At 52.6% G+C, this 25,387-nt stretch carries 24 protein-coding genes and 1 tRNA gene; 8 read left to right on the top strand and 17 right to left on the bottom strand.

Features of this window, described 5'->3' with window-relative positions; translation table 11 throughout:
• Nucleotides 1-21 precede the first annotated feature (21 nt).
• The 4 genes from BLP79_RS02550 to BLP79_RS02535 form a co-directional block, all read right to left on the bottom strand.
• Nucleotides 22-897, bottom strand: a complete 876-nt coding sequence (locus BLP79_RS02550) for a F0F1 ATP synthase subunit gamma (RefSeq protein WP_090215813.1) — start codon at nt 895-897, stop codon at nt 22-24.
• Nucleotides 898-912: 15 nt separating this feature from the next.
• Nucleotides 913-2,451 carry a F0F1 ATP synthase subunit alpha gene (gene atpA, locus BLP79_RS02545; RefSeq protein WP_090215810.1) on the bottom strand — a complete coding sequence of 513 codons (1,539 nt, stop codon included), beginning with the start codon at nt 2,449-2,451 and terminating at the stop codon, nt 913-915.
• Complete coding sequence (locus BLP79_RS02540; protein ID WP_090215808.1) at nt 2,452-3,012, bottom strand: F0F1 ATP synthase subunit delta; 561 nt, start codon at nt 3,010-3,012, stop codon at nt 2,452-2,454.
• A 327-nt stretch (nt 3,013-3,339) separates the two neighbouring features.
• Complete coding sequence (locus BLP79_RS02535; protein WP_090215807.1) at nt 3,340-4,104, bottom strand: class I SAM-dependent methyltransferase; 765 nt, start codon at nt 4,102-4,104, stop codon at nt 3,340-3,342.
• A gap of 61 nt (nt 4,105-4,165) precedes the next feature.
• On the opposite strand from BLP79_RS02535, the gene gloB reads away from it, so the two are divergent.
• The 3 genes from gloB (at nt 4,166) to BLP79_RS02520 (ending at nt 8,409) form a co-directional block, all read left to right on the top strand.
• Nucleotides 4,166-4,933, top strand: a complete 768-nt coding sequence (gene gloB / locus BLP79_RS02530) for a hydroxyacylglutathione hydrolase (RefSeq protein ID WP_170830441.1) — start codon at nt 4,166-4,168, stop codon at nt 4,931-4,933.
• A gap of 175 nt (nt 4,934-5,108) precedes the next feature.
• On the top strand, nt 5,109-7,436 hold the full coding sequence (clpA, locus tag BLP79_RS02525; protein WP_090215802.1) for an ATP-dependent Clp protease ATP-binding subunit ClpA: 2,328 nt from the start codon (nt 5,109-5,111) through the stop codon (nt 7,434-7,436).
• Nucleotides 7,437-7,440: 4 nt separating this feature from the next.
• Nucleotides 7,441-8,409, top strand: a complete 969-nt coding sequence (locus BLP79_RS02520) for a M23 family metallopeptidase (RefSeq protein ID WP_090215798.1) — start codon at nt 7,441-7,443, stop codon at nt 8,407-8,409.
• A 104-nt stretch (nt 8,410-8,513) separates the two neighbouring features.
• Here the strand turns inward: BLP79_RS02520 and BLP79_RS02515 are convergent, their stop codons facing one another.
• The 7 genes from BLP79_RS02515 to BLP79_RS02485 all read right to left on the bottom strand — a co-directional run bounded on the left by BLP79_RS02515 (nt 8,514) and on the right by BLP79_RS02485 (nt 17,101).
• Nucleotides 8,514-10,889 (bottom strand): peptidoglycan -binding protein, encoded by a 2,376-nt coding sequence (locus BLP79_RS02515; protein WP_090215795.1) that lies wholly within the window; start codon nt 10,887-10,889, stop codon nt 8,514-8,516.
• A 6-nt stretch (nt 10,890-10,895) separates the two neighbouring features.
• Nucleotides 10,896-12,050 (bottom strand): biopolymer transporter ExbB, encoded by a 1,155-nt coding sequence (locus BLP79_RS02510; protein ID WP_090215791.1) that lies wholly within the window; start codon nt 12,048-12,050, stop codon nt 10,896-10,898.
• A 76-nt stretch (nt 12,051-12,126) separates the two neighbouring features.
• Nucleotides 12,127-12,654 carry a gamma-glutamylcyclotransferase gene (locus BLP79_RS02505; protein ID WP_090216892.1) on the bottom strand — a complete coding sequence of 176 codons (528 nt, stop codon included), beginning with the start codon at nt 12,652-12,654 and terminating at the stop codon, nt 12,127-12,129.
• Between the two features lie 199 nt (nt 12,655-12,853).
• Nucleotides 12,854-13,561 (bottom strand): extensin-like domain-containing protein, encoded by a 708-nt coding sequence (locus tag BLP79_RS02500; protein ID WP_090215788.1) that lies wholly within the window; start codon nt 13,559-13,561, stop codon nt 12,854-12,856.
• Entirely contained in the window at nt 13,558-14,478 is a 921-nt protein-coding gene (locus BLP79_RS02495) for a prephenate/arogenate dehydrogenase family protein (RefSeq protein ID WP_090215785.1), read from the bottom strand. Before BLP79_RS02495 ends, BLP79_RS02500 begins: the two co-directional genes overlap by 4 nt.
• Nucleotides 14,475-15,572 (bottom strand): histidinol-phosphate transaminase, encoded by a 1,098-nt coding sequence (gene hisC / locus BLP79_RS02490; RefSeq protein ID WP_090215782.1) that lies wholly within the window; start codon nt 15,570-15,572, stop codon nt 14,475-14,477. The genes BLP79_RS02495 and hisC overlap by 4 nt, the downstream gene beginning before the upstream one ends.
• A gap of 104 nt (nt 15,573-15,676) precedes the next feature.
• Complete coding sequence (locus tag BLP79_RS02485; RefSeq protein ID WP_090215778.1) at nt 15,677-17,101, bottom strand: aminotransferase class V-fold PLP-dependent enzyme; 1,425 nt, start codon at nt 17,099-17,101, stop codon at nt 15,677-15,679.
• Between the two features lie 106 nt (nt 17,102-17,207).
• Here BLP79_RS02485 and BLP79_RS02480 point away from each other — a divergent pair, with 106 nt between their 5' ends.
• On the top strand, nt 17,208-17,669 hold the full coding sequence (locus BLP79_RS02480) for an Lrp/AsnC family transcriptional regulator (RefSeq protein ID WP_090216890.1): 462 nt from the start codon (nt 17,208-17,210) through the stop codon (nt 17,667-17,669).
• A gap of 7 nt (nt 17,670-17,676) precedes the next feature.
• On the opposite strand, the gene BLP79_RS02475 is transcribed toward BLP79_RS02480, so the two are convergent.
• The 5 genes from BLP79_RS02475 to BLP79_RS02455 form a co-directional block, all read right to left on the bottom strand.
• A complete protein-coding gene (locus tag BLP79_RS02475) occupies nt 17,677-18,246 on the bottom strand; it encodes a PA14 domain-containing protein (RefSeq protein ID WP_090215774.1) in 570 nt (189 codons plus the stop codon).
• 140 nt (nt 18,247-18,386) lie between these two features.
• Nucleotides 18,387-19,007, bottom strand: coding sequence for a 30S ribosomal protein S4 (rpsD, locus tag BLP79_RS02470; RefSeq protein WP_090215771.1), 621 nt, complete (start codon nt 19,005-19,007; stop codon nt 18,387-18,389).
• 264 nt (nt 19,008-19,271) lie between these two features.
• A complete protein-coding gene (locus BLP79_RS02465) occupies nt 19,272-19,790 on the bottom strand; it encodes a flavin reductase family protein (protein ID WP_408607931.1) in 519 nt (172 codons plus the stop codon).
• A complete protein-coding gene (locus BLP79_RS02460; protein ID WP_090215769.1) occupies nt 19,787-20,677 on the bottom strand; it encodes an aldo/keto reductase in 891 nt (296 codons plus the stop codon). The genes BLP79_RS02465 and BLP79_RS02460 overlap by 4 nt, the downstream gene beginning before the upstream one ends.
• Complete coding sequence (locus BLP79_RS02455; protein WP_090215766.1) at nt 20,677-21,831, bottom strand: LLM class flavin-dependent oxidoreductase; 1,155 nt, start codon at nt 21,829-21,831, stop codon at nt 20,677-20,679. The genes BLP79_RS02460 and BLP79_RS02455 overlap by 1 nt, the downstream gene beginning before the upstream one ends.
• 100 nt (nt 21,832-21,931) lie before the next feature.
• On the opposite strand from BLP79_RS02455, the gene BLP79_RS02450 reads away from it, so the two are divergent.
• The 4 genes from BLP79_RS02450 to BLP79_RS02435 all read left to right on the top strand — a co-directional run bounded on the left by BLP79_RS02450 (nt 21,932) and on the right by BLP79_RS02435 (nt 24,822).
• Nucleotides 21,932-22,642, top strand: a complete 711-nt coding sequence (locus BLP79_RS02450; protein WP_090215763.1) for a GntR family transcriptional regulator — start codon at nt 21,932-21,934, stop codon at nt 22,640-22,642.
• Between the two features lie 9 nt (nt 22,643-22,651).
• Nucleotides 22,652-23,758 (top strand): Gfo/Idh/MocA family protein, encoded by a 1,107-nt coding sequence (locus tag BLP79_RS02445; RefSeq protein ID WP_090215761.1) that lies wholly within the window; start codon nt 22,652-22,654, stop codon nt 23,756-23,758.
• Between the two features lie 111 nt (nt 23,759-23,869).
• On the top strand, nt 23,870-24,217 hold the full coding sequence (locus BLP79_RS19795; RefSeq protein ID WP_090215758.1) for a hypothetical protein: 348 nt from the start codon (nt 23,870-23,872) through the stop codon (nt 24,215-24,217).
• A 164-nt stretch (nt 24,218-24,381) separates the two neighbouring features.
• Nucleotides 24,382-24,822: a LysR substrate-binding domain-containing protein gene (locus BLP79_RS02435; RefSeq protein WP_090215754.1), complete on the top strand. Its 441-nt coding sequence runs from the start codon at nt 24,382-24,384 to the stop codon at nt 24,820-24,822.
• Between the two features lie 288 nt (nt 24,823-25,110).
• Here the strand turns inward: BLP79_RS02435 and BLP79_RS02430 are convergent.
• Nucleotides 25,111-25,187, bottom strand: a tRNA-Met gene (locus BLP79_RS02430).
• Nucleotides 25,188-25,387 lie beyond the last annotated feature (200 nt).

Genomic DNA, 25,387 nt, shown 5'->3' with positions numbered 1-25,387 from the left:
AGATTGTTCTCCGGTTTTCTCTTAGAGCGCCTCAGCGCCCGAAATAATTTCAATCAGTTCGCTGGTGATCACAGCCTGACGCGAGCGGTTGAACTCGATGGTCAGCTGATCGATCATATCGCCCGCATTGCGGGTCGCATTGTCCATCGCGCTCATCCGGGCACCCTGTTCGGATGCACCGTTTTCCAGCAAAGCCGCAAAGATCTGAGTGGCCACACCACGGGGCAGCAGATCAGCCAGAATGGCCTCTTCGCTGGGCTCGTAGTCATATTCAGCCGCCAGACCTTCGTCTTCGCTGGCCTCATAAGAGGCAGGAATGATCTGCTGCGCCGTTGGCACCTGAGTCACAACGTTGACGAATTCCGCATAGAAAATCGTTGCAACGTCAAATTCCCCAGCATCAAAGCGACCAAGCACATCCTTGGCGATGTCCTGAGCGTTAGAGTAACCGATGCGTTTTACTTCGGTCAGATCCACATGCCCCACAAACACGTCCTCGAAGTCACGCTTAAGCGCATCGCGGCCTTTTTTACCAACCGTCAGCATTTTGACGGTTTTGCCAGCTGCGATCAGCTCGTTTGCCTTTTGGCGCGCGAGTTTCGAGATATTGGAGTTGAAGCCGCCGCACAGACCGCGTTCAGCCGTCATAACGACAAGGAGATGTACCTGGTCGCTGCCGGTGCCCGCAATCAGCTTGGGTGCGCTTTCGCTGCCACCCACAGAGGAAGCCAGCCCCGCCATAACGGCGTTAAACCGTTTGGCATAGGGCCGCGCCTCTTCTGCAGCTTCCTGGGCGCGGCGAAGTTTCGCCGCGGCCACCATCTGCATGGCTTTTGTGATCTTCCGAGTGTTTTTCACACTCTGGATCCGGTTTTTTAGGTCCTTGAGAGAAGGCATTCCCTGTCTCTCCCCTTATGCGAAGTCAGCTGCGAACGCGTCCAAAGCTGCTTTGACTTTGTCAGCCAACTCACCTTTGACCTTGCGGTCGTTGTTGGTGATGTCGTCCAGCAGATCGGCGTGTTTGCCGCGCAGGTGCGCCAGCAGTTCTGCCTCGTAACGACCAACCTCTTTCAGGTCGACATTATCAAGGTAACCATTGGTACCTGCAAAAATGATGCAGACGATTTCAGCATTGGTCAGAGGCGCATACTGAGGCTGTTTCATCAGCTCGGTCAGACGCGCACCACGGTTCAAGAGCTGCTGAGTTGCGGCGTCAAGGTCGGAACCAAACTGCGCAAACGCAGCCATTTCACGGTACTGAGCCAGCGACAGTTTAACGGGGCCCGCAACCGAAGACATCGCTTTGGTTTGAGCAGACGAACCAACACGCGAAACCGACAGACCGGTGTTCACAGCAGGACGGATACCTTGGTAGAACAGTTCGGTTTCAAGGAAGATCTGACCGTCAGTGATCGAAATCACGTTGGTTGGAATAAACGCAGAAACGTCACCACCTTGGGTTTCAATAATCGGTAGCGCGGTCAGCGAGCCAGCACCGAAATCTTCGTTCAGCTTTGCAGAACGTTCCAGCAAGCGGGAGTGAAGATAGAAAACGTCACCAGGATACGCTTCACGTCCTGGAGGACGACGCAGAAGCAGAGACATCTGACGATAAGCAACCGCTTGCTTGGACAGGTCATCATAGATGATCAATGCGTGGCGGCCATTATCACGGAAGTGCTCAGCCATCGCGGTTGCGGCATAAGGTGCCAGAAACTGCATAGGCGCTGGGTCGGACGCGGTTGCAGCAACCACGATCGAATATGCCATCGCACCGGTCTCTTCCAGCTTTTTCACCAGCTGAGCAACGGTTGAACGCTTTTGGCCAACAGCAACGTAAACACAGTACAGTTTCTTGTACTCGTCATCGCCCGCAGCTTCGTTGTAAGATTTCTGGTTCAGGATCGCGTCCAAAGCAACGGCGGTTTTACCGGTCTGACGGTCACCAATGATCAGCTCACGCTGGCCACGACCGATTGGAATCATCGCGTCAACGGATTTGAGGCCAGTCGCCATCGGCTCGTGAACAGATTTACGTGGGATAATGCCAGGCGCCTTAACGTCTGCAACACCGCGTTTATCTGATTCGATCGGGCCTTTGCCGTCCAGCGGGTTACCCAGACCGTCAACAACACGGCCCAGCAGACCGTCGCCAGTTGGAACGTCCACGATAGAGTTGGTGCGCTTTACAGTGTCACCCTCTTTAATGTCACGGTCAGAACCGAAGATAACAACACCAACGTTGTCCGCTTCGAGGTTCAGCGCCATGCCCATGATACCGCCGGGGAATTCGACCATTTCACCGGCTTGGACATTGTCGAGGCCATAGACGCGCGCAATACCGTCACCAACGGACAGCACGCGGCCAATTTCAGCCACCTCTGCTTCTTGACCAAAGTTCTTGATCTGGTCCTTAAGGATCGCAGAAATCTCTGCTGCTTGGATACCCATTTATCCGACCTCTTTCATTGCATTCTGTAGGGAGTTGAGCTTGGAGCGGATCGAGCTATCGATCATCTTCGAACCCACTTTAACAACAAGACCGCCGATGATGCTTGCATCTACGGTGGCATTAATGGTGACTTTCTTGCCCACGCGCTCAGCCAGCGTTTTGGCCAGCTTTTCGCTTTGGGCTTTTGTCAGGGCTTTGGCCGAGATCACCTCTGCGGTCACCTCACCGCGCGCCTCTGCCAAACGAGCGCGCAGCGCTTCGATCAGTGCAGGCAACACGAACAGACGGCGCTTTTCGGCCATCAGCGCCAGAGTGTTGCGTACAGTTGGGTCAATGCCCATCTTATCCGCGACAGCAGTGATTGCTGCACCCTGTTCTTCACGTGTGACAACTGGCGAGGAAATCAAAGTCGACAGCGCTTCGCTGTCGGCCAAGGCCGCGGCCAGGTCGTTCAAACTGGTTTCAAGACTATCAAGAGCCTTGTTCTCTTCTGCAATCTCAAAGATCGCAGTGGCATAGCGCGCAGCAATGCCTGCGGAAATCGAAGCTGGTTCGGACACGTCCACCCTTCCGATATTTGGCCCCGGTTGGCTTACCCAAAAGGGTGGCGTCCGGGGGCGTGCGTCAGCCCCCCGTGGTCGGCGAGGCGTTGAAATCAGCGTGGATGTAGCAGAGCGTTACCGTCCTATCAACAGCCTTAAACACCTATTTAATTTATGGGTTACTTATGTTTTCAACAGCTTATGGGAAGTGTTGCCGATTTAGCAGTGAAACAACGTAGAAAAAATGCTCACATCGCCCACTTTTCCCAACTTATTTCCGTGAATCTTGAGGCAAAACGGCTCACACTTTGCCTTTTTTTGCAGCACCCTCACTACGGAAAGGAATCAGCGCTCTTCAGTTGACCACGCTGGCTTGGGCAGTGGATTGGACAATCCTTCAAGTACCCTAATCCGGTTTTGCTTGGCCTCTTTGATCGCATTTCCCGATGGAGGGTAGCTTTGCTTGCAGACTTCAACCATAAAAACACCACCGGCAAGGATCGCGGGAAGGCTCTGTCCGGCTTGTTCAAACAGTCTGGCTGATTTCAGCCAAAACCGCTTGTGGCTTGGCGGCATATAAAGCGCGCCAACGTGTTTTGCGATTTCAAATTGATGCGCGCGTAACTGGTTTTCCAGTTGCGTTAACGTGTAAGGACGCCCAAAGCCAAAAGGGGTGCGATCAGAACGCGCCCAAAGCCCAGCCCGGTTAGGAACAATAAAAACAGCGCGCCCGCCGGGACCAAGCACACGCCAACATTCCTCTAACAAATTTGACGGGCGCTCAGAAGTTTCAAGCCCGTGCAAAACCACCAGGCGATCCACATGACCGGTTTCAAGTGGCCACATGGTTTCTTCACACAACACAGAGACATTCGGTAGCCCCGCAGGCCATTGCATCACCCCTTGTGGCCCAGGCATCAACGCGACCACCCGGCGCGCCTTTTGCAAATATGGCCTCAGCAAGGGAGCGGCGAATCCAAACCCTGCCACTGTTTCACCTGCAACATCAGGCCATAAATCAAGCAGTCGTGTACGCACCGATGCTTGCGCCGCACGCCCCAGCATGCTGCGATAATAAAAATTCCTAAGGTCCTGTACATCCAGATACATTGCAGCCGACTGCTCCATTCGCCAAACTGGGCCCACTGTAGCAACCTAAATGAGAATGGCCATGCCTCTTGAAATCCTTACTGTGCCCTGCCTGTCAGACAATTACGCATTTTTGTTGCATGATGATGACAGCGGCAAGACAGCCCTAGTAGATGCGCCGGAAGCTGCACCAATTTTAGAAGCTCTCTCGCAGCGCAACTGGAATTTGGATTTTGTTCTGATCACCCACCACCATTGGGACCACATCGACGCCCTGCCCGCCCTTCAAGAGCATCACAATCCAAAAATCATCGGCGCAACCGCGGATCAACACCGCCTGCCTCCGCTGGATATTGCGCTGCAAGACGGCGATACATTTGAATGTCTCGGAGAGACCCTACACGTTCATGATGTGTCAGGTCATACTGTCGGGCACATTGCATATCACTTCCCCGAATCAAAAGCTGTATTCACCGCTGATAGCTTGATGGCCATGGGGTGTGGACGCCTGTTTGAAGGTAGCGCTGAACAAATGTGGGCCAGTCTTTCTACACTTGCCAGCCTACCAGAAGAAACTATGGTGTATTCAGGGCATGAATACACCAAATCAAATACCGAATTTGCCCTGACGATCGAAGCAGATAACCCAGACTTGCATGCACGCGCAAAAGAGATTGCTCAAGCTCGCGAAAACGGGCAGCCAACAGTTCCCTCTAAACTCTCATTAGAGCGCGCAACCAATCCGTTCTTAAGAGCAGCGGAACCGTCAATCAAAGCAGCGCTGAATATGACAAGCCGTTCGGCGTCTGAAGTATTTGCCGAAATCCGCAAACGTAAGGACAAATTCTGACTTTTGACGCCCTGAATTCAGCTGGTCACGCAATTTGTGACTTAAATTTAACAAAAAACCCTTGAAGCCGCCGCCCGATCAACCAAACTCTAACACTATAGAGACATGGTTGATCATGGACCCCCCGCAAATACTCGCGGGATGGCCCATCAACCCAAGACAGAGGAGCACGCCTGTGCCTTCATTCTCAAACACGCTTGAACAAGCCATCCACGCAGCCTTGGCGCTTGCAAACCAGCGGCGTCATGAATTTGCAACACTCGAACATCTTTTGCTCTCTCTTTTGGACGAGCCCGACGCCGCACGTGTCATGCAGGCCTGTAGTGTGGACCTGGATGAACTTCGCAGCGCCTTGGTTGAGTTTGTCGACGAAGAACTCGCCAATCTAATTACATCTGTTGAAGGCTCAGAAGCGGTCCCCACCGCCGCCTTCCAGCGGGTTATCCAACGCGCCGCGATCCACGTACAATCGTCAGGACGAACCGAAGTAACCGGTGCCAACGTCCTCGTTGCTATATTTGCAGAGCGCGAGAGTGACGCTGCTTATTTCCTACAAGATCAGGAAATGACACGTTATGACGCGGTTAATTTCATCGCACATGGTGTGGCAAAAGACCCTGCATTTGGTGAAAACCGCACGGTAAGCGGCGCCGAGGATTTTGAAGAGACCTCACAAGCGCCGACAGGCGAAGCCACCGAAAAGAAAGAAAGCGCTCTCGAGAAGTATTGCGTCGATCTTAATGCAAAATCGCGCGAAGGGGATATTGATCCCCTCATCGGACGCAGCCATGAAGTAGAACGCTGCATTCAGGTGCTTTGCCGTCGCCGGAAAAACAACCCGTTGCTCGTTGGCGATCCTGGCGTTGGGAAAACGGCAATCGCGGAAGGCCTTGCGCGCAAAATCGTAGCAGGTGAAACGCCCGAAGTGCTTGCCAATACGACGATATATTCGCTTGATCTTGGCGCTTTGCTTGCTGGAACACGCTACCGTGGCGATTTTGAGGAACGCCTCAAAGCCGTTGTTGGTGAATTAGAAGAGCACCCGGACGCTGTGCTTTTCATCGATGAAATTCACACAGTGATCGGCGCAGGCGCGACTTCGGGCGGTGCTATGGATGCATCAAACCTGCTAAAGCCTGCGTTACAGGGCGGCAAACTTCGCACGATGGGATCAACCACTTATAAAGAGTTCCGTCAGCATTTTGAAAAAGATCGCGCGCTCAGCCGTCGTTTCCAAAAGATCGACGTGAACGAACCTACTGTGGACGATTCAGTGCAGATCCTCAAAGGTTTGAAACCGTATTTCGAGGAACACCACAGTATCAAGTTCACCGCAGACGCAATTAAATCTGCGGTAGAGCTTTCGGCGCGTTACATCAATGATCGCAAACTGCCAGATAAGGCAATCGACGTCATTGATGAAGCCGGAGCCGCACAACACTTGGTTCCCGAAAGCAAGCGCCGTAAAACCATTGGCGTTAAAGAAATCGAAGCTGTGGTCGCAAAAATCGCGCGCATCCCCCCAAAAAGCGTTTCCAAAGACGATGCCGAGGTTTTGAAGGACCTCGAAAAATCTTTGAAACGCGTTGTGTTTGGGCAGGATAATGCAATCGAAGCGTTGTCTAGCGCCATCAAACTAGCCCGTGCAGGGCTGCGCGAACCAGAAAAGCCTATCGGGAACTACCTGTTTGCCGGGCCAACTGGTGTCGGCAAAACCGAAGTGGCCAAACAGCTTGCCGATACGCTTGGTGTAGAACTGCTGCGCTTTGACATGTCAGAGTATATGGAGAAACACGCAGTCTCTCGCCTGATTGGGGCACCTCCGGGCTATGTGGGATTTGATCAGGGCGGCTTGCTTACAGATGGGGTTGATCAGCATCCGCACTGTGTACTGCTCTTGGATGAAATCGAGAAAGCACATCCAGATGTCTTTAACATCCTGTTGCAGGTCATGGACAACGGTCAGTTGACGGATCATAACGGTCGGACAGTCAATTTCCGCAATGTGATTTTAATCATGACCTCAAACGCAGGTGCGGCAGATATGGCAAAAGCTGCTGTTGGCTTTGGACGTGACCGTCGCGAAGGTGAAGACACCGCAGCGATTGAACGCACATTCACACCAGAATTCCGCAACCGCCTGGACGCTGTGATTGCTTTTGCGCCATTGCCGAAAGAGACAATCCTGCAAGTCGTAGAAAAGTTTGTGCTACAGCTTGAAGCCCAGTTAATGGATCGCAACGTCTCTATCGAGCTAACGCGCCCTGCTGCAGAGTGGCTTGGTGAGAAGGGTTATGATGAGAAAATGGGGGCACGTCCTCTGGGTCGCGTTATCCAAGAACACATCAAAAAACCTCTGGCCGAAGAGCTCTTGTTTGGCAAGTTGACCAAGGGCGGCATTGTCAAAGTTGGCATCAAAGATGGCAAACTAGATCTGCGTTTGGAAGGCCCGTCAAAACCACGTATCTCTGGTGATAAACCTCCGCTGCTGACCGCGGATTAACCGGATGCGCCAGATCTGCATAGCAGTTTCATTCACGCTCGCCACCCCTGCGGTGGCGGGCGATTTGTCTCTTTCCTGGCCTGTTGATTGCGAGCTTGGAACAGATTGCTACATTCAACAATATGTTGATCATGATCCGTCACAAGCTGCCCATGACTTTACCTGTAACAGCCTGAGTTACGATGGCCACAAAGGCACCGACATTGCGCTACCAACACTCGCCGCGTTAAATCAAGATGTTGCCGTCCTTGCTGCAGCTGACGGTGTTGTGCTCGGCATACGCAACAACATGCCAGATCAGCTCTTTACTGAGGACACGGCAGCAACCGTAAAAGGGCGCGAGTGCGGCAACGGCATTGTCCTAGAGCATGATGACGGCTGGGTCACGCAATACTGCCACATGAAACAGGGCTCAATTTCAGCACAAAAAGGCCAGCCTATAGAACGTGGCGAACCTTTAGGCCTTGTTGGGCTCTCCGGCAAAACTCAATTCGCCCACCTCCACCTCTCTGTTCGTAAAGACGGCGAGGTTGTTGACCCTTTCACACCAAACACACTCGGAAAATGCGGCGTTGACAGCAAAACCTTATGGGACGTTAGCATTCCTTATCAAGCCGGTGGCCTCATTGCGTCGGGCTTCGCCTCTACAATTCCTACACTTGCGGATATTCGGGCAGGCCAAGCAGATGAAACACCCATCGCCCCCTCAGCGCCCGCACTTGTGTTCTGGACATATATATTTGGAGGTCGCACGGGAGATATCGTCTCTCTCCACATTCAAGGCCCCGCTGGAGAATTCTTAGATACAGCGACCACGCTGACCAAAACACAGGCCCAATTGTTTCGCGCTGGCGGTAAAAAGCGACGCAGTGAAACATGGCCCGCTGGGGATTATATTGGCACCGCTCAATTAGTGCGAAATGGTGAAATATTAGACACGCAGCGTTACGAAATGACACTGCCATCTGAATAGGCACACCACTGCCGCGGTGTGGGCATGACCCGCACCGCGGCCACGCCCAACGGGTGCAGACCGTCAAGTCTGCAACGGGCGGGAGAGCCCCCTCCCCTCTCTGCCTATCTTTCCGTAAATTTTAGTTCGATACGACGGTTCTGCGCGCGGGCAACTCCGCTATCAGAACGGTTCAGAGGTTGAAATTCGCCAAATCCATTGGCTGCCAATCGGCCCGGTGGGATCGCCAATGCATCAACCATATAGCGTACGACCGACAGTGCACGCCCCTGACTTAGTTCCCAATTGTCTGCAAACTTTGGATGACCCAGCAAGGGTATATCATCAGTATGACCATCAACGCGAATAATCCAATTCAAATCAGGCGGAATGGCTGCAGCTACGCTTTGCAAGATCTGCGCGACCTTAGCAATCTCTTCTCGCCCTTCAACGGAGAGATCCGCACTGCCTGGCGCAAACAAGACTTCTGAGGCAAAAACAAACCGGTCGCCCTGAATACGCACTCCATCTTGTGATCCCAGAACATCGCGCAACAGTCCGAAAAACTCTGAACGATATCGTGCAAGGTCTTGCGTTTCACTCTCAGCAGCAGCGACGCGCGCAGCCAAAGCCTCTGCCTCCGCTTCAAGACGTTGACGTTCTGCTTCCTCCAATAGGCGGCGTCTACGCTCTTCGGAAGCAGCCCGTGCAAGTGCGGCATTCAGATCCTGTCCCAAATTCTGCAACTGCACAGCCTGTGCTGCATCACGTTCTGAATACTCATCCAAAACCGACTGCAAAGACCCCAATTGCTCTCGCAGGGCAGATACCTGTTGATTCAGCAACGCAGTCTGGCGTTGCGCTTCTGCTGAAACTGATTGCTCTTGACTAAGGGCGACTTCAGCTTGCGCCAGCAAAGCAGCACGTTGATCTGCCAGTGTTTGTTGCTCCGACGCAACGTCTTCAGCTGTGCTCAGCTTTTCAAGCGCAGAGATCAAGCGGCTTTGCAACACATCCTGATCGGTTGCATCTGCATTTGCGCGCTCCAAATCGTCCAGAGCCTGCAGCAAGCGGGCCTCAACGGCTGCACGTTCTTCTGCCGTAGAGGTCGCCGTTCCGCGGGCGATGTCTAGATCTGCTTGGACCTGTTGAAGCTCTGCCTTGGCGCGCGCATTCTGCTCAGCCAATTCGCCTTCCAGTGCACGAATTTGGGTCGCGAAAACAGCCGCGCGCTGTGTTATTTCATCTGCTGCTTGCGCCAATTGATCTTCCAGAGCTGCGCGCTCTGTGGCATGTTTTTTTGCCAATTCCATAAGGGCAGCTTCAAATTCTTCTCGACTTTCAAGGTTTTGCGCTTGCTCTCGTGCGCGTTCTTCTTCCAACAACGCGGTCAATTCAACAACCTCTGCGCGGGAACTGGCGACCTCGGTCGCTGCGCGAAGCTGCTCCGCGACCATTTCACTCTGCAACTGATCCAGTTCTACAGTCAGCGCATTCACCTTTGCATCCGCCTCAACCCGTGTCACCTCCATCTGAGAGAGCACACGCGTTAATCTCTCGGCCAGTTCGTCCCGTTCCTGCACCTGACCTTCAGCTGCATTTAACTCATCCAGCAGCCGTGACAGTCTTTCATCCAGTTGCGTCTTTGCGACTTCCGCGGCGGCAAGAAGAGTCAAAGTATCTTCTGCCTCTGCACGTTGTGCTTCCAGCGCAAGCGTCATCGCGGTCAGCTCCGCATCGGCGTCTTGTAGGCGCTCGCGCAAAGTTTCCGCCGCTGCGATCGCGGTCAGTCGTTGGGCTTCACTTTCACTGATAGCCTCTTGCAGTTCTGAAATCTGCGTCTCCTGCGCCGTTCCAGATTGTTCAAGATCAGCAATCAATGCTTCCATAGCTTCGCGCTGTGCTGCAGCTAATCGCGCAGCTTCCACTTCAGCGTTCAACTCTGCGCGTGATGTTGCTAAGGCAAGGTTCAAGGCGTCTTGCTCGGATAGCAGCGCGACCTGCGCAGCTTCCAACTCTTCACGCTGGCCAATCAGCGTTGCGATTTGCGCTTCTGCATCTGCACGATTTGCAACCAAGGCGGCAACCTGCGCTTCAAATGCGCTAATCTGTCCTTCCGCCTGTACCAAAGCGGTCCGCTGATCATCTCGTTCTGCAGTAAGCGCCGCAATTGTTCGCGATTGTCCGTCCAATTGCTGCTGCGCTATTGATAACGCATCGCTTGTTTGGTTAAGCGTCGCATTCAATGCACCCAAACGCGCATCCAATTGCGCATTTGCACGTTCTTCCAAACCCAGTGCAACAGCCAAAGATTGCACTTCATTCGCAAGCTCATCCAATTGGCTTTCTTGACCAGAAATCGTCTCACGTAGAACAAATTGCACAACCATAAAGATGGTCAGCAAGAACATAAGGACCAACAAAAGGCCAGTCATCGCATCCACGAAACCGGGCCAGATTGAGTTTTGAAATCTTTGACCAGTTCGCCGAGAAAGTGCCATGACCGGTTATATCCCCGTCCGCGTATGGCCAAAGGCTTTGACCAGCATACCCAGCTCTTTTCGAATTTCCGCAAGGCTTTCCTGACGACCTGCCGAAAGCTCTTCAAGGATACGGAGCAGTTGTACGTCAATAGATCGCAAACGCATCCGGCTTTCGGCATCGATGCCAACGTCGCCTTGAGCACGTAGAATCTCTACCAATGCATCTTGCCCAAGCGCCACGCGTTCAAGTGACGTGCTTAGCGATTCAGAGCGTTCCTGCCGCTCGTTCATCTCAGAAATCACAGTCACCAGATCACCCAAGCGCTCATCGATCGCTGCGCGTCCGCGTTCGGTCTCGACAAACATGCCCTGCAGCGTGTCAATCTGCTCGACCATTGTGTCCAGCACTTGACTAACAGCTCCACCATCTCCTGCACCTTCATCGCCAGAAGAAAAGCTCACCCGCGTGATCGAAGACAACCATTCTTCAAGCTCGCGGTAAAACCGGTTTTGTCCATGCCCAGCAAAAAGTTCGAGCAACCCCACAATCAACGAGCCAGCTAGGCCAAGGAGTGACGAAGCAAACGCGACACCCATGCCCCCCAATTGCGCTTCAAGGCCGGTCATCAACCGATTGAATACAGATAAACCTTGTTCTCCTTCTTGGGGAGCAAGGCTTCGGATCGTATCGACCACAGCAGGAACTGTGGTTGCAAGGCCATAAAACGTCCCCAAAAGCCCTAGGAAAATCAACAAATTAACGATGTATCTCGTAATCTCACGATCTTCATCAATGCGCTGTGCAACCGAATCCAGAATAGAACGTGTCGAAGAAGACCCCAGCTGCATCCGTGCGCCGCGTGAACGTAACAATGATGCCAAGGGTGCCAGCATCGACGGTACGCGATCGCCCTCGGTCACCGTATCGCTTGCGAATTGTTCAATCCAGCGCACCGACCCGATGAGCTGCACAACCTGCCAAAAACACGCCAGCACCCCAATGACAAAGACAATCAGGATAAACCCATTCAGCCAAGGATTGGCTTCAAAAACGGGCAGGACACGTGGCAAGGCCACAAAGGCACCAAACCCAGCAAGCCCCAAAGCAATCAACATCATGATGATCTGCCGGACCGGTTGCGAAAACTGCAGCCTCGCCTCACGCTCATGTTGCGCCATACTATAAAATTCCTGATGCTAATCGGATTGTGCTCTCGCCGCAGCCTATAAGGAATGCATCAAAAGAGCCAAGGGTTTATGCGGTGATTGCGCGAACACGTGTTGCCAACCAGTCGAGATCTTGATCGTCCAAGCCGATCTCTGACAAATGGCTTGCCGTATTGTATAGATATTCCGTGTTCGGACCACGCCCGCCAACAGCTGTAGCAATGATGCCCGCCTGCTCTTCCAGAGAAAGCGCACAATATTGGTCATGATCTGGATCGATGACATAGGTTACGGCAGTGACACTCTCACCATTTTCCAAAGTGACCGCCAAGTTGCGTTCAAGATAGGCAGATGAAATCAACTCACGTTCACGCAACTCCGCAAGCGTCTGCGCCTCGTGGCCCGCTTCAACTGCCAATGCGAGCCCTTTGCACTGAACACCTTCCACCGCATCCAAGGCGAGCACCAGCCCGGGCGTCTCTTCGGTTCCACGATGATGAATAGAGCGCATGCAAAACGAGCGCGCATAGCCGTCTAAAGTCGCAACCTCGCGGCGTGCAACGGGAAACCCAGGGTTCCACAATAAAGATCCATAGCCAAACACCCACATCGTCATCATGCACTTCCTTTGATTTTTTTTGTCTATAAGCCGATGATCATAGTGAAACAACACGCATGGAGGGTGTTCACTTTCACGCTCCGCCTGCCATCGCAGACATCATATGACCTGATACGAAACCGCAGCGCGCATCTGCGCGATGCTGCGCCCAAGGCTGGAAAGGGGCAAAGCCCCCTTCAGGCGCGGGAGATCCCCCTTATCGGCAATATGCCCCGCCACGATGGCGCGCGGTATCAAGATGGAAATGATCCTGATGATACCTATCCGCTTTTGGCCCCAGCACCGTACCAAAAGGACCACAGGCGGCTTTCCAGACTTTTTGCAGCTGCTTACGCGTGCCGCGCGCCTTCCACCCTTGAAGCACCGTCACCAAATCCCCATTTTTCAACTCAAAACCCGAGATATCGATTGCCTTGGCGCGACCATGCTCAGAAATCTTAGCTCCGGGCCGATTGTTTCGGGTCCGACAAGAATAATGGGCCGCGACGCGTAAACCGACCACGCGTTTGCGAAATGCGGGTTGCACCCCCTTTTGCACCCACTGCGATAGGGCTGATGCAGTCTCGCATGTCATAATTGAAGGTTGGCTTAGGGTTACGCCCGCCACCGAACGCACGCGCACTGCATTTTGTGCTCCACATCCGCGTAATTTGCCCGCGACGGCCCCCACCTCTTCGCCCTGAATGTCGAGATCGCCACAAATCGCCTCTTTCCGCAGTTTCCGTCTTTTGAACAAGACTTTTTCAACAAGATCGCTTTGCCTGATCTCTGAAAACGATGCCGCCGAAGACACCGACAAAGCCGCTGAGCGCGTATCGTGAGTTGTCTCGCCTTGATCGGCCCAAGCCACACTCGACAACAGGGTTAGACCGGCAATCAGTGCAACAGATCGAAGGCCCTTCATTGCGTAGTTTCCCGACCAAAGTTCGGCGCCGCCGTGTCCTGACCTGCATCAATAATCCCCCGACGAATGGCGCGTGTTCGGGTGAAGTACTCATGCAGATGATCACCATCTCCGGTTCGGATTGCACGCTGCAGCGCAAAAAGCTCTTCAGTGAAACGGCCCAGAATTTCCAGCGTGGCTTCTTTATTGGTCAAGAACACATCGCGCCACATGGTGGGATCGGATGCGGCAATCCGCGTAAAGTCACGAAATCCTGCAGCCGAGTAGTTGATCACCTCGCCATCTGTGACCCGTTGCAAATCATCCGCAACCCCAACCATCGTATAGGCGATCAAATGTGGGGCATGCGACGTAACAGCCAAAACAAGATCATGGTGATCGGCTGTCATCTCATCCACTTTTGCACCCATCCCCTCCCAAAGCGTGCGCAAGCACTGCACCGCTTCTGGGTCTGTACCTTCAACCGGCACCAGCAAGCACCAGCGATTGTCAAACAATGTCGCAAAACCGGATTCTGGTCCTGAATGTTCAGTTCCTGCAATGGGATGGGCCGGGACGAAATGGACACCTTCGGGCAGATGCGGACCGACCTGTTCAACAACGCTGCGCTTGACAGATCCCACATCAGAAACAGTAGCGCCAACCTTTAAGTGCGGCGCGATTTCAGCCGCAACGCGTCCCATAGCACCAACGGGCACGCACAGCACCACGAGATCTGCGCCTTCAACAGCTTCAGCAGCGCTCTCACAGACACGATCACAAAGACCAATCCGACGCGCGGTCGCACGGCTTTCTGCGCTCTTGGCAAACCCAGTCACCTCTTGCGCGAGGCCTGCGCGTTTGATCGCCCAATACATCGATGAGGCGATCAATCCCAAACCAATCAGGGCAATACGATCATATACTGGGGCGCTCATGCGCGCGCGCCTTCTTTGAACGCTCTGATCGCCGCGGCAAGGGCACGGCACCCTTCTTCGTCACCAATCGTGATCCGCAACCCCTCTGGGAGACCGTATCCCGCCACTTTGCGCACAATGATCCCGCGTGTCTGCAAAAGAGCATCGCAGGCTTCGGCCTCGTTCTGGTCCGCAAAACGTGCAAGAATAAAATTGGTGTGGCTCTGATCGGAAGGAACCCCCAAAGCGGCAAGCTCTCCTGCCAGCCAATCTCGCCATTTTGCGTTCTCACGGCGACACATGTCGAGATAATCACGATCACGCAACGCCGCTTCTGCTGTCGCAAGTGAAAGATTTGACAGGTTGAAAGGTTGGCGTACCCGGTTCAGTACGTCAATAATCGCGCGAGGTGCATAGCCCCAGCCGACCCGTAACCCTCCAAGACCATAAACCTTTGAAAAGGTACGGGTCATGATCACATTCGCGCGTGTATCTACAAGGTTAACACCCGCATCAAAACGCGCCTCTGGCCGCACGAACTCTGCATAAGCGCCATCAATAACCAGCAAGATGTGATCCGGCAACTGCTCGGCCAAGCGCGCCACCTCATCCGCGGGCAGCAACGTCCCGGTGGGATTGCCAGGGTTGGTCAAAAACACCAGGCGCGTGCGTTCCGTCACCGCATTGAGGATCAGATCAACATCGACAACACGGTTCGTTTCTGGCACGCAAACGGGCGTCGCCCCTGCTTGGCGCGCCAGAATGGGATACATGGAAAACCCATGCTCGGTGTAGATCACCTCATCTCCAGGGCCTGTGTAACACTGCACAACAAATTGCAAAACCTCATCACTGCCGACACCGCAGATGATACGATCAGGGTCCAGATTGTGAATTTCACCAATTGCTGCGCGCAATTCGCTATGATCTGTAGAAGGATAACGATGCAAATCAGGCGCCGCAGATTGCGCAACCGCAATCGCCTTTGGACTGGGGCCAAACGGGTTTTCATTTGCACTCAGTTTGAGCACACGCGTCTGTCCCGCCACATGAGATTTCCCCGCCTGATAAAGGGCAATATCCATAATTCCAGGCTGCGGTGTGATCTGCGTCATAGCATCGGGCTCCTTTAATCAGCCCAGTCATACAGCCGCATCGAACAATGGAAAAGCCGCAAGATCAGACAAGCTGCTTCTCCACTCGGTTTTTTTGCCTCCTGCTACTCTGCAGCTACGCGAAAACGTGCTGTAGAGGCATCCACAACGTAGTGTTCCGCCAGTTTTTCGGCCTGTTTTGCAAGTGCAACGACGCTGTTCAGGATATAGTCAACAGTGGCTTCAGACATCATATACGACAGGTTCAGCCGAACCCAGCCCGGCTTTTCCAATTCCTTTCCATCGGACAGGGCTGAGATCAACGCATCAGATTGTCTTGCATCAATATCCAGCAGTCGATGTGCATAAGGGCCAGCGCAGGCACATCCGCCACGGGCTTGTATCCCGTACACATCGCTCAACATGCGGGTGAAAAGCTGCTGGTGCACCGGTTGGCCAGAATTCCCATGCACGCGAAATGACAGAATGGGCAAGCGCTCGGTGGTTGGATGCCCAAGCAGCTCAAGCTGAGAACACGCCTGAAAAACGGCGCGTGCTTTTTCATAATATACATGCTCCCTCGTCTCGATCACCTCTTGCCCCACAGCTTCTTTGACCAAAAACGCAAGCGCGGCACGAATATCACCCAAAACATTAGGCGTTCCGGCTTCTTCGCGCGCTACCAGATCGTCGCTGTAATCATGTCGCCAGGGAGAAACAAATTTCACGGTGCCACCACCCGGCAACGATGGCGTGTGACGCGCCACAATGTCAGGGTTTACAATCAACACACCAGAGGCACCAGGGCCGCCCGGAAATTTATGAGGTGAGACCACCACAGCGTCTTTGCGGATAGCGCCATGTGCGCCCATATCAATGGGAAGGTAAGGCCCACCGCCCGCATAATCCCAAATCACCCGCGCATCGTGCGCGCGCAAGATCTTCGACACATTTTCTGGATCTGTTAGGATACCAGTCACGTTGGACGCTGCCGAAAAACTACCAATCTTAAGATCACAATCCTGATGATCCCACAACGCCTGCTTGAGCGCGCTTACATCTACGCCCCCTTCTTTAGCTTCGGGGATCTCTACAACCTTAGCCTTGCTCTCACGCCATGGCAAAATATTGGAATGATGCTCATAAGGCCCGATAAAAACCACCGGGCGTTGAGCCGTGTTGACCCCCAAGAGAGAGACAAGCCGATTGATCCCCGCCGTTGCCCCTGATCCCGCAAAAATCACCTTATCTTTTGGCATCGCACCACAGATACGCGCAATTTCGCTGCGGGCAGCACGTCGCATCTGGGTCATACGGCCCCCACAATACGAAGCCTCAGTATGTGAATTTGCATAAAATGGCAGGACATGTTCAGCCACAAAGCTTTCCACTTGTCGCAGCGCCCGTCCAGAGGCGACGTAATCCGCATAAATGAGCGGCACATCCCCAAAAAGCCCAGGAATTTTTGTACCTTCCCCAATCACCCCCTGCGCCAGAGCGCCTGACCGCGCATCTTGTTCACATATTGCTTTGAAATCTGTGAAATCCATAGGTGTGATCCTCTTACTGCCCCCCTCAATAATGAACGAAACAGCTTCAGCTAATCTCACCTATTTTTTTATATTTTTTTGTATTCATGTGTCATATGATATTTATATGGACAAAAATGTAGATCATTTAGATCGTGAAATTTTGAAAGCCTTACAACTGGATGCATCCCTGTCGCAGCGCGATCTTGCTGAACAGGTCGGCCTTTCGCAAAACGCCTGCTGGCGACGTTTGAAGGCCTTGAATGAAAAGGGAATCCTTAAAGGCAGCACCGCGCGCATTGCCCGCCAAAAGCTAGGCCTTGATCTTGTTGTCTTTGTCATGCTGCGGACACGTCATCATTCCGCGGACTGGCTGATGCAGTTCCGCCGTCATGTCCTGACCATTCCAGAAGTTGTCGATTTTCACCGCATCGGTGGTGATTACGACTATCAGCTGAAAGTCGTCACCGAAGACATGGCGCGATACGATCGAGTGTATCAACGCCTAATCGCTGGAGTAGAGCTGGACAGCGTGACGTCTTATTTTGCAATGGAAACCATTGCAGAAGCACGTCCGCTGCCCTTGTAATCTTACCTTAATGGCCAAAGGCCGTATCAGGCATCCAGTTGACCCGCTTTCCGGCAGCCCCCATGCGCATGTGCAAACAGGCTGTCCGGGTGCGCTGGAAATAAACCAAATGCAGCGGATACCATCCCGCTTTGGGTACATCAACTTCTACCGCAAACGTCTCTTCACAGGGTTGGCGGCCATCAAATTCACCAACAATCTGTCCACCAAGTGTTGCGCGCATTCCATCGTTTACCAGAAAGTCGATCACGTGGGTGCCTGGCTTGTCGATTTTGACAAAGCCAGTGATCTCAGCTGCAACCTGTTCTGCCCGATCTGAGGTTAGTGTTTTTTCCCCAATTTCGGTCTCGCGGTAATCAAGCCCCACCAGATCCGGCCCCGGTTTTGCCCGCTTTAGAGCAGAAACCGCTTTGCTCAGCGATTTTACATCACTTGGATACGCATATTTCACCGCCAGCCCCGGCGCGAGCCCCGTGGGTTGCGGATCAGCCGGTTGCAGCTTCAACGGTGCTGCAATGGTTGCTGTGCCAGCCATCATCAGCAACGAGATTAATGTTGTTCGAATAAACCCTGTCATTCGATACGCTCCCTGTTTTATATTTTATTCAGGCCGTTTCACGACCTTATTTTGAATATTGCACAGGCTTTGCGATACAAAAACGAAAAAGGGCCGCCCGTAGGACAGCCCTTTCACAAATTCTAATATTGCGGCGAAGATTAGTTCTTCGCGTAGAATTCAACAACCAGATTTGGTTCCATGATAACAGGGTAAGGCACATCAGACAGGCCTGGCGCACGAACAAATGTCGCAGTCATTTTGTTGTGATCTGCTTCGATGTAGTCAGGTACATCGCGCTCAGCCAGCTGTGTCGCTTCCAGCAGAACCGCCAGTTGCTTGGACTTGTCACGCACTTCGATCACGTCGCCTTCTTTAACACGGTAAGAAGGAATGTTCACCTTCTTGCCGTTAACCAGAACATGGCCGTGGTTCACGAATTGACGTGCAGCAAAAACAGTTGCAACGAATTTCGCGCGATACACAACAGCGTCCAGGCGGCGCTCCAGCAGGCCGATCAGGTTTTCACCGGTATCGCCTTTTACACGCTCAGCTTCACCGTAGATGCGGCGGAATTGCTTTTCGGTCAGGTCACCGTAGTAACCTTTTAGCTTCTGCTTGGCACGCAGCTGGATACCAAAGTCAGACAATTTGCCCTTGCGGCGCTGACCGTGCTGGCCGGGGCCATATTCACGACGGTTCACTGGAGACTTAGGACGGCCCCAGATGTTTTCGCCCATGCGGCGGTCAATTTTATACTTGGCAGCTGTACGTTTAGTCACGGCTGATCTCCTTCAAAAAAATTCACCACCCGAAGGTGGTATCGAAGGGCGTTGTCCTCTTGCTCTGCCAAAGGCAGGCATGACAGGCATCTCCTTGCGGAGGCCACCAACACCAATAGTGGGGCGCGTATATAGGAAGGTGTTGAGGTGTCAAGCGTTTTCAGCCATCCAAAACCGCAAAGATATCCACATCTCAAATTTGCGTTCGCTGAATACAGAAAGTTCCCGCATTGATGCGGAAACAATACATGATTTCTGGCGTGCTTAAGACGCGGAAAAAGATCCCATCTGCCCTTTAAAAAACGCCAACGCGTCACCCTCTTCCCGCATCTCGGCCCGTAATACCTCGCCAAGGACGATGATATGATCTCCGCCCTCATAGACAGCAGACTGGCGGCATTCAAACCGTGCGAGACAGCCTTCCAGCACGGGGACAGCTTCGGCATTCCGGTTGAGATCCATTTCACGCAGACAGCTTAGATCCTTAGCCACACTCCAACACAGGTCCTTTTGCTCAGCTGCAAGCACATGAACGGCATAATGTTCCGCTTTCTCAAAATACGGAAAACGACGGGAGGCCTTGTCGGGGGCCCACATTACCAACGGCGGGTTCAGCGACACAGATGAAAAACTATTGGCCGTGATTGCGACAACGCCATCTGGACTATCCGTCGTCACAACAGTCACACCTGTTGCGAACCGCCCAAAAGCATCTCGCAACAGTCGTGTGTTATCTTCACCCGGTACAAAACGTGTCGGCGCTGTGGGAGTCATATCGTTCATGGCACCTCGTTGCCCAGTGCAGCTTCATACAATGTGAACCAGCTCTCACGATCCAGCTCGACTTTCAACGCATCCGAAATCTTTGCAATGCGATCCAAATTATTTGTCCCAAGAACCGGCAGGATTTTGGACGGGTGGCGCAATAAGAATGCGACAGCCACCGCAGCACGATCTACCCCTTGTGCATTGGCCACCTTGTCCAACGCCGTGGCAACCGCACCATCACCCGTCATCAAGCTACCGCCTCCTAATGGAGACCATGCCATCATGGCCTGATCATGCTGCTGATGGAAAGCGATATCACCATTTGTGAACGGAGAAATCTCAGACAAAGAGATTTCGATCTGATTTGTGACCAGTTGGTTTTTCATTGCAGATTGAAGCAGGTTCCAATCCCACGGACGAAAATTCGACACTCCAACAGTGCGCACTTTACCCGACGCCACAAGATCATCCAGTGCAGCCCCCGTCTCGTTATGATCCATCAAAGGATCGGGACGATGGACCAACAACAGATCAATCTGTTCGATCCCCATCTCTGACAAAGAGCGATCCACTGATTTTTCAATATGGGCACGGGATGTATCATAATATTTAACCGGCTTGTCAGAATAGCAGCCGATGGGCGCGACGATATCACATTTGGTGACGATCTCCATTTCCTTGCGCAGACTTGGATTGGCCTTAAGCGCGCCACCTAAAATTGCCTCGGCGGTGTAGGCACCATAAATATCGGCCTGATCAAAGGTGGTGATACCTTGCTCCAGACAGGCCTGAATTTTCGCCTCAACAGCCGCAGGAGATGTGTCCTCGACGTCACCAATACGCCACATGCCATAGACAAGGCGGCTAAAAGACAGATCAGAATTCAGTGCAATACGTTGCATTAGCGGCGTTCTCCTACACCCAGTGGGGTCTTTGGGGTGCTGGCCGGAACCCGGCCATAGGCCTCAGGCAACGAACAGGTTTTCAGATTTGGCATAACCCGTGCCCCAAAGTGTTTTGCTTCTTCCAGATGGGGATAGCCTGAAAGAATAAAGGCGCGCATCCCCATTTTTTGATACTCTTCCAATTTGCTCATAACTTGATCAGTTGAACCAACCAAGGCGGCGCCGCAACCAGAGCGCGCCCGACCAACGCCTGTCCAAAGGTTCGGCTCCACATAGCCAAATTTATCCGCAAGCTCACGCGCCCGTGCTTGATGCGAAACCCCAAGCGATCCAGAATCAAGTGCACGCTCCCGGATCAGTTGACCATATTCATCATCCAGCTTCGACGCGATGTAGTCCGCGTATTCACGCGCTTCTGCTTCGGTGTCCCGTACGATGCAATGAACACGCAGGCCGTAATCCAATGTTCTATTATATTTTTCGGCAACCGTATTCACCGCCTTCATACGTTCGGCCAGCTGTTCCTTAGGCTCGGGCCACATCAGATAGACATCACAGTGCTGACCACACAGCTCTAAAGCCGCCGGAGAATAGCCGCCAAAATACAAAAGCGGGCCACCTTCCTGATAGGGACGCACAGGGTCTGTCGTGAGCCCTTCAAAATCATAGACCTCGCCCTTGTAGGTGATCTCATCCTGGGTCCAGGCTTGCTTCAGGATCTCGACTACCTCACGTGAACGCTGATAGCGGTAGTTGCTGTCTGCCTTTTCCCCTGGAAAATCAGAGGAGATGATATTCACCGTCAACCGCCCTTCCAGCATGTGATCCAGCGTTGCAAGAGTACGCGCAAGCATGATCGGCTGCATTTCACCGCAGCGCACCGCCGCCAACATGTTGATTTTTTCCGTGATTGGTGCACAACCCGCGACAAACGACAACGTGTCCTGTCCAACCTGATAAGACGAAGGGCACAGGATATTGCGAAACCCCTGCGCCTCAGCCTCTTTCACGATATTTGAACAATGCGCCCAAGACGAACGCAAATCACCATCTGGAACCCCAAGAAACTGATAATCATCAGAACATAGAGCCGCAAACCAAGAGACCTCGACTGCATCTAGGTCCGGTGAGGTAATAGGCACGACTGTCACGAGTGATTCCTCCGATAGATCAACGTAAACTTTCCCTTGCGTAGCGCGCCCGTTAATGTAGATCAATGGTGTATCAATTTTTTCTGAATCGCCTAAGCAAATGACAAACCGCCGGAATAGCCCAACCTCCTTGCCACTGTATGTGCAGATCAGTGAAACGCTGATCCGTGAGATCGCGGCCGGTCGCTTGGTCGATGGCGAACGACTGCCACCAGAACGAGAGATGGCCAAGCAGCATGGCACCACAGTGCGTACATTGCGCAAATCACTGACTGAGCTGGAGCACAAAGGCCTGCTAGAACGCATTCAGGGCTCAGGAAATTACGTCCGCCACAGCCAACGCGTTGATAGCGTCTATTCGATGTTTCGTCTTGAGCTTATAAAAGGTGGCGGACTGCCGAGCGCAGATGCCCTATCGGTCACGTTTTGTGAAAAACCGGCGGACCTGCCTGCTTTTGGTGCGTCTGACATGGCGACGCGCATTCGGCGTCTTCGCTATCTCGATGACACGCCCATCGCTGTCGAAGAGATCTGGCTGGATGGTGCAGCTGGACGTATTTCCGAAGGCAGCCTCGTAGACTCGCTTTATCAATATTATCGCGCACAGCTTGGCTTTTGGATCAGCCGCGCAGAAGACAGTGTTTCAATCGACACGGTCCCTGAGTGGGCTCCGCAGTCGTTTGGCCCGAGCAGTGGCACACTTACAGGATTCATCGAACGCCTCAGTTGGGCACAAAGCCCCGCTGCGGTTGAATATTCTCGCACCTGGTTTGACACAAATCAGGTGCGCTACATACAACGCCTAATCTAAGGAACACAGATGGTTCGTCACATTTCATATGGCATCATCGGCTGTGGCATGATGGGACAGGAGCACCTGCGAAACATCGCCCTGCTTTCAGAAACCTCAATCGCTGCGATTTACGAGCCCGACGCGGACATGGCGCGCATTGCTCAAAGCTTTGCGCCAAAGGCCCAGATGATGGACAGCATTGACGCCCTACTCGAGGTTGAAAATCTCGATTGCCTGGTGATTGTTAGCCCCAACCATTGTCATATGGAACAGCTAGAGCTTCTGGCAGAGAAACGTCCCCTGCCCGTTCTGGTCGAAAAACCTCTGTTTACAGATCCGGATGACATTCAACGCCTCAATCATTTCCAGGCCCACTACCCGGCGCCCGTTTGGGTCGCCATGGAATACCGCTACATGCCCCCTGTTGCGACCTTGCTATCGGATGCGGAGGCAGCAACCGGTGGCATCAAGATGCTCACAATTCGCGAACATCGTTTCCCCTTTCTTGAAAAAGTCGGAGACTGGAATCGCTTCAATCTCTACACAGGCGGTACCTTTGTCGAAAAGTGCTGCCACTTCTTTGATCTCATGCGTTTTGCGCTAAAGGCAGAGCCAGTGCGCATAATGGCATCCGGTGCGATGGATGCAAATCATTTGGAGGAACGCTATGAAGGCCAGACACCCGATATTCTCGACAATGGATATGTGATCGTTGATTTCAACAATGGCACACGTGCAATGCTTGAACTCTGCATGTTTGCCGAAGGTTCTCGCTACCAAGAAGAAATCTCAGCCGTTGGCCCAGACGGAAAGATAGAAGCTCTTGTTCCGGGGCCCGGCCGGTTCTGGCCAGAACATTTAGGAGCCCCTCCAATTCCACAGGTTATTGTGAGCCCGCGTTCTCCAAAAGGGCCGCACTTAAGAGAGATCCCAGTTGACCCAAGGATCCTAGACGCTGGGGATCACAATGGATCTACCTTTTACCAACACCAAGGTTTCTTGGATCTGGTCAGAGGAAACCGGGAATCCCCAGATGTGACATTGGAGGATGGCAAACGGGCTGTGCAGATGGGTCTGGCCGCCCAACGCTCGATCGCCGAAAAACGTGTCGTAGAGATGTCTGAATTCGCATAATTTTGCCAACATAACCTGCGCTTTTTTTCAGTCCCGCGCTTGAAACACGAAGACCGAGGCATGTAACAGAAACATGCCTCGGTCTTCGATCTTGCTTCACGCGTTTCAGGTATGAATAATTCCAAGCCGATTGATCGCTTCATAGACGCCAACGATGTGATAATTGGTGATCCCGGTGACGAAAGCCTCAAAACCTTCCTCGAAAAAACTCCCCTACTTGATCTCGTCACTCATTCGGACATTCCTAGTGAGATTTCGATTAAGTCCATTTTGGGGCGCGCCATCAGTTATACCACGAAGCTGCCGGGATGGTCGCAAGTTCGAAAAAACGGTCTCGCGCCCTTTTTTTATTCCGATAAGCTGTTTAGTAGTAAGCGTTGCATCTACCCCCTCATTTGCCCCCTGAACACATCATTTGAGAAATCCTATGCTGCTCCTAAAAGGATACAGGCATTATGAACTCTCAAACGTTAAGTGGTCTCCTAAGTGATCAGAAAATCGAAAAAATCTTTCATGCTTACGGCTTTTCAATTCCCGTCGGCAAAGACGGCCGCCGCCTGTGGCCTAAGAAGTTTAAAACGAGATTGGCCAGCTCATGAACTCTGGTCGCCTTTTACCCCGTGATGTCGCAAAAACCTATGGCATCTCGCCTGCATCTCTATGACGAGAAAAGCGGGTTATATTGCTCACCAGAGCATCCATGCGGTCAATCCATGGACACCAAGACGCAAGAGGCCCGGCTGAAAGACAGCAAAATTTCAGCCCATAGCTTCTTGAATAACCCTATCGACGAACATCTCGAAATCCATCTTCTGGAGGAAAACGCAGAAGTTTCACAAGGCAACGTCGAATCGACAGCTTACCTGACGCTTGCTGGCACGCATGTGGGCCTTATTCCAAACCACTATGCCGAACACTGGGTGAGCGCCGGAAAACTCATCCCTGTTGCCTCTGAGCTTTATCAAGTTATCTCACAAATTCATGCCGTCCGCCTGCGGTCGGGCACCCGCAATGATGTGGCGGCTCATATTTGGGATCGTTTGAAATCGCTTAGTGCCAAATGACAGCCTGTGTCTTGGATAGGTTATGTTTTGATCATCAATATACAACTATTCAGTATCATTGAGGTTTTAATGCTCGACGGGATGTCGTGCTATTTTTGCCCCATATGCGACGCTTACACGCTACAGGTCTTCCCCCTCGTCGCAGGCTTTGAAGTGGTCCTCGTGTTGAAGCGGGGCTTTCCAAACTTGAACCTATGCAATAAGAGATTAGCGCTAAAACGCAAACAGCCCCCGATGCGGCCGGTTTGGCATCTTTAACATCAACAACATGATATATTATGCTATTATTGGTTGCGGGAGTAGGATTTGAACCTACGACCTTCAGGTTATGAGCCTGACGAGCTACCTGGCTGCTCCATCCCGCGACGCTTTTTTGGGCTTTTGCCCTTATGGGCTTATTTAAGCCATGAGATCATGTTCCGGTGTCGCACGGTTTTGATCTTTTTCACCGCGACAGATTTGTCTGTTTTGGTGTTTTCCCCTTTTTTGAGCCGGGGCTTTTGAGGGGTATTTTTTTTGTTATCGTCTTGAGAGTTTTGTGGATTTTACTAGGTTTGGCGGTGAC

This window comes from Epibacterium ulvae (genome assembly GCF_900102795.1).
Classification (GTDB): Bacteria; Pseudomonadota; Alphaproteobacteria; order Rhodobacterales; family Rhodobacteraceae; genus Epibacterium; species Epibacterium ulvae.
This window is presented reverse-complemented; position numbering and strand designations above follow the sequence as displayed.

Coding starts and splice junctions, on each gene's coding strand:
- BLP79_RS02550 (WP_090215813.1), bottom strand. CDS start 897: ATGCCTTCTCTCAAGGACCTAAAAAACCGGATCCAGAGTGTGAAAAAC.
- atpA (WP_090215810.1), bottom strand. CDS start 2,451: ATGGGTATCCAAGCAGCAGAGATTTCTGCGATCCTTAAGGACCAGATC.
- BLP79_RS02535 (WP_090215807.1), bottom strand. CDS start 4,104: ATGTATCTGGATGTACAGGACCTTAGGAATTTTTATTATCGCAGCATG.
- gloB (WP_170830441.1), top strand. CDS start 4,166: ATGCCTCTTGAAATCCTTACTGTGCCCTGCCTGTCAGACAATTACGCA.
- BLP79_RS02520 (WP_090215798.1), top strand. CDS start 7,441: ATGCGCCAGATCTGCATAGCAGTTTCATTCACGCTCGCCACCCCTGCG.
- BLP79_RS02515 (WP_090215795.1), bottom strand. CDS start 10,889: ATGGCACTTTCTCGGCGAACTGGTCAAAGATTTCAAAACTCAATCTGG.
- BLP79_RS02510 (WP_090215791.1), bottom strand. CDS start 12,050: ATGGCGCAACATGAGCGTGAGGCGAGGCTGCAGTTTTCGCAACCGGTC.
- BLP79_RS02505 (WP_090216892.1), bottom strand. CDS start 12,654: ATGACGATGTGGGTGTTTGGCTATGGATCTTTATTGTGGAACCCTGGG.
- BLP79_RS02500 (WP_090215788.1), bottom strand. CDS start 13,561: ATGAAGGGCCTTCGATCTGTTGCACTGATTGCCGGTCTAACCCTGTTG.
- BLP79_RS02495 (WP_090215785.1), bottom strand. CDS start 14,478: ATGAGCGCCCCAGTATATGATCGTATTGCCCTGATTGGTTTGGGATTG.
- hisC (WP_090215782.1), bottom strand. CDS start 15,572: ATGACGCAGATCACACCGCAGCCTGGAATTATGGATATTGCCCTTTAT.
- BLP79_RS02485 (WP_090215778.1), bottom strand. CDS start 17,101: ATGGATTTCACAGATTTCAAAGCAATATGTGAACAAGATGCGCGGTCA.
- BLP79_RS02480 (WP_090216890.1), top strand. CDS start 17,208: ATGGACAAAAATGTAGATCATTTAGATCGTGAAATTTTGAAAGCCTTA.
- BLP79_RS02475 (WP_090215774.1), bottom strand. CDS start 18,246: ATGACAGGGTTTATTCGAACAACATTAATCTCGTTGCTGATGATGGCT.
- BLP79_RS02465 (WP_408607931.1), bottom strand. CDS start 19,790: ATGAACGATATGACTCCCACAGCGCCGACACGTTTTGTACCGGGTGAA.
- BLP79_RS02460 (WP_090215769.1), bottom strand. CDS start 20,677: ATGCAACGTATTGCACTGAATTCTGATCTGTCTTTTAGCCGCCTTGTC.
- BLP79_RS02450 (WP_090215763.1), top strand. CDS start 21,932: ATGACAAACCGCCGGAATAGCCCAACCTCCTTGCCACTGTATGTGCAG.
- BLP79_RS02445 (WP_090215761.1), top strand. CDS start 22,652: ATGGTTCGTCACATTTCATATGGCATCATCGGCTGTGGCATGATGGGA.
- BLP79_RS19795 (WP_090215758.1), top strand. CDS start 23,870: ATGAATAATTCCAAGCCGATTGATCGCTTCATAGACGCCAACGATGTG.
- BLP79_RS02435 (WP_090215754.1), top strand. CDS start 24,382: ATGTCGCAAAAACCTATGGCATCTCGCCTGCATCTCTATGACGAGAAA.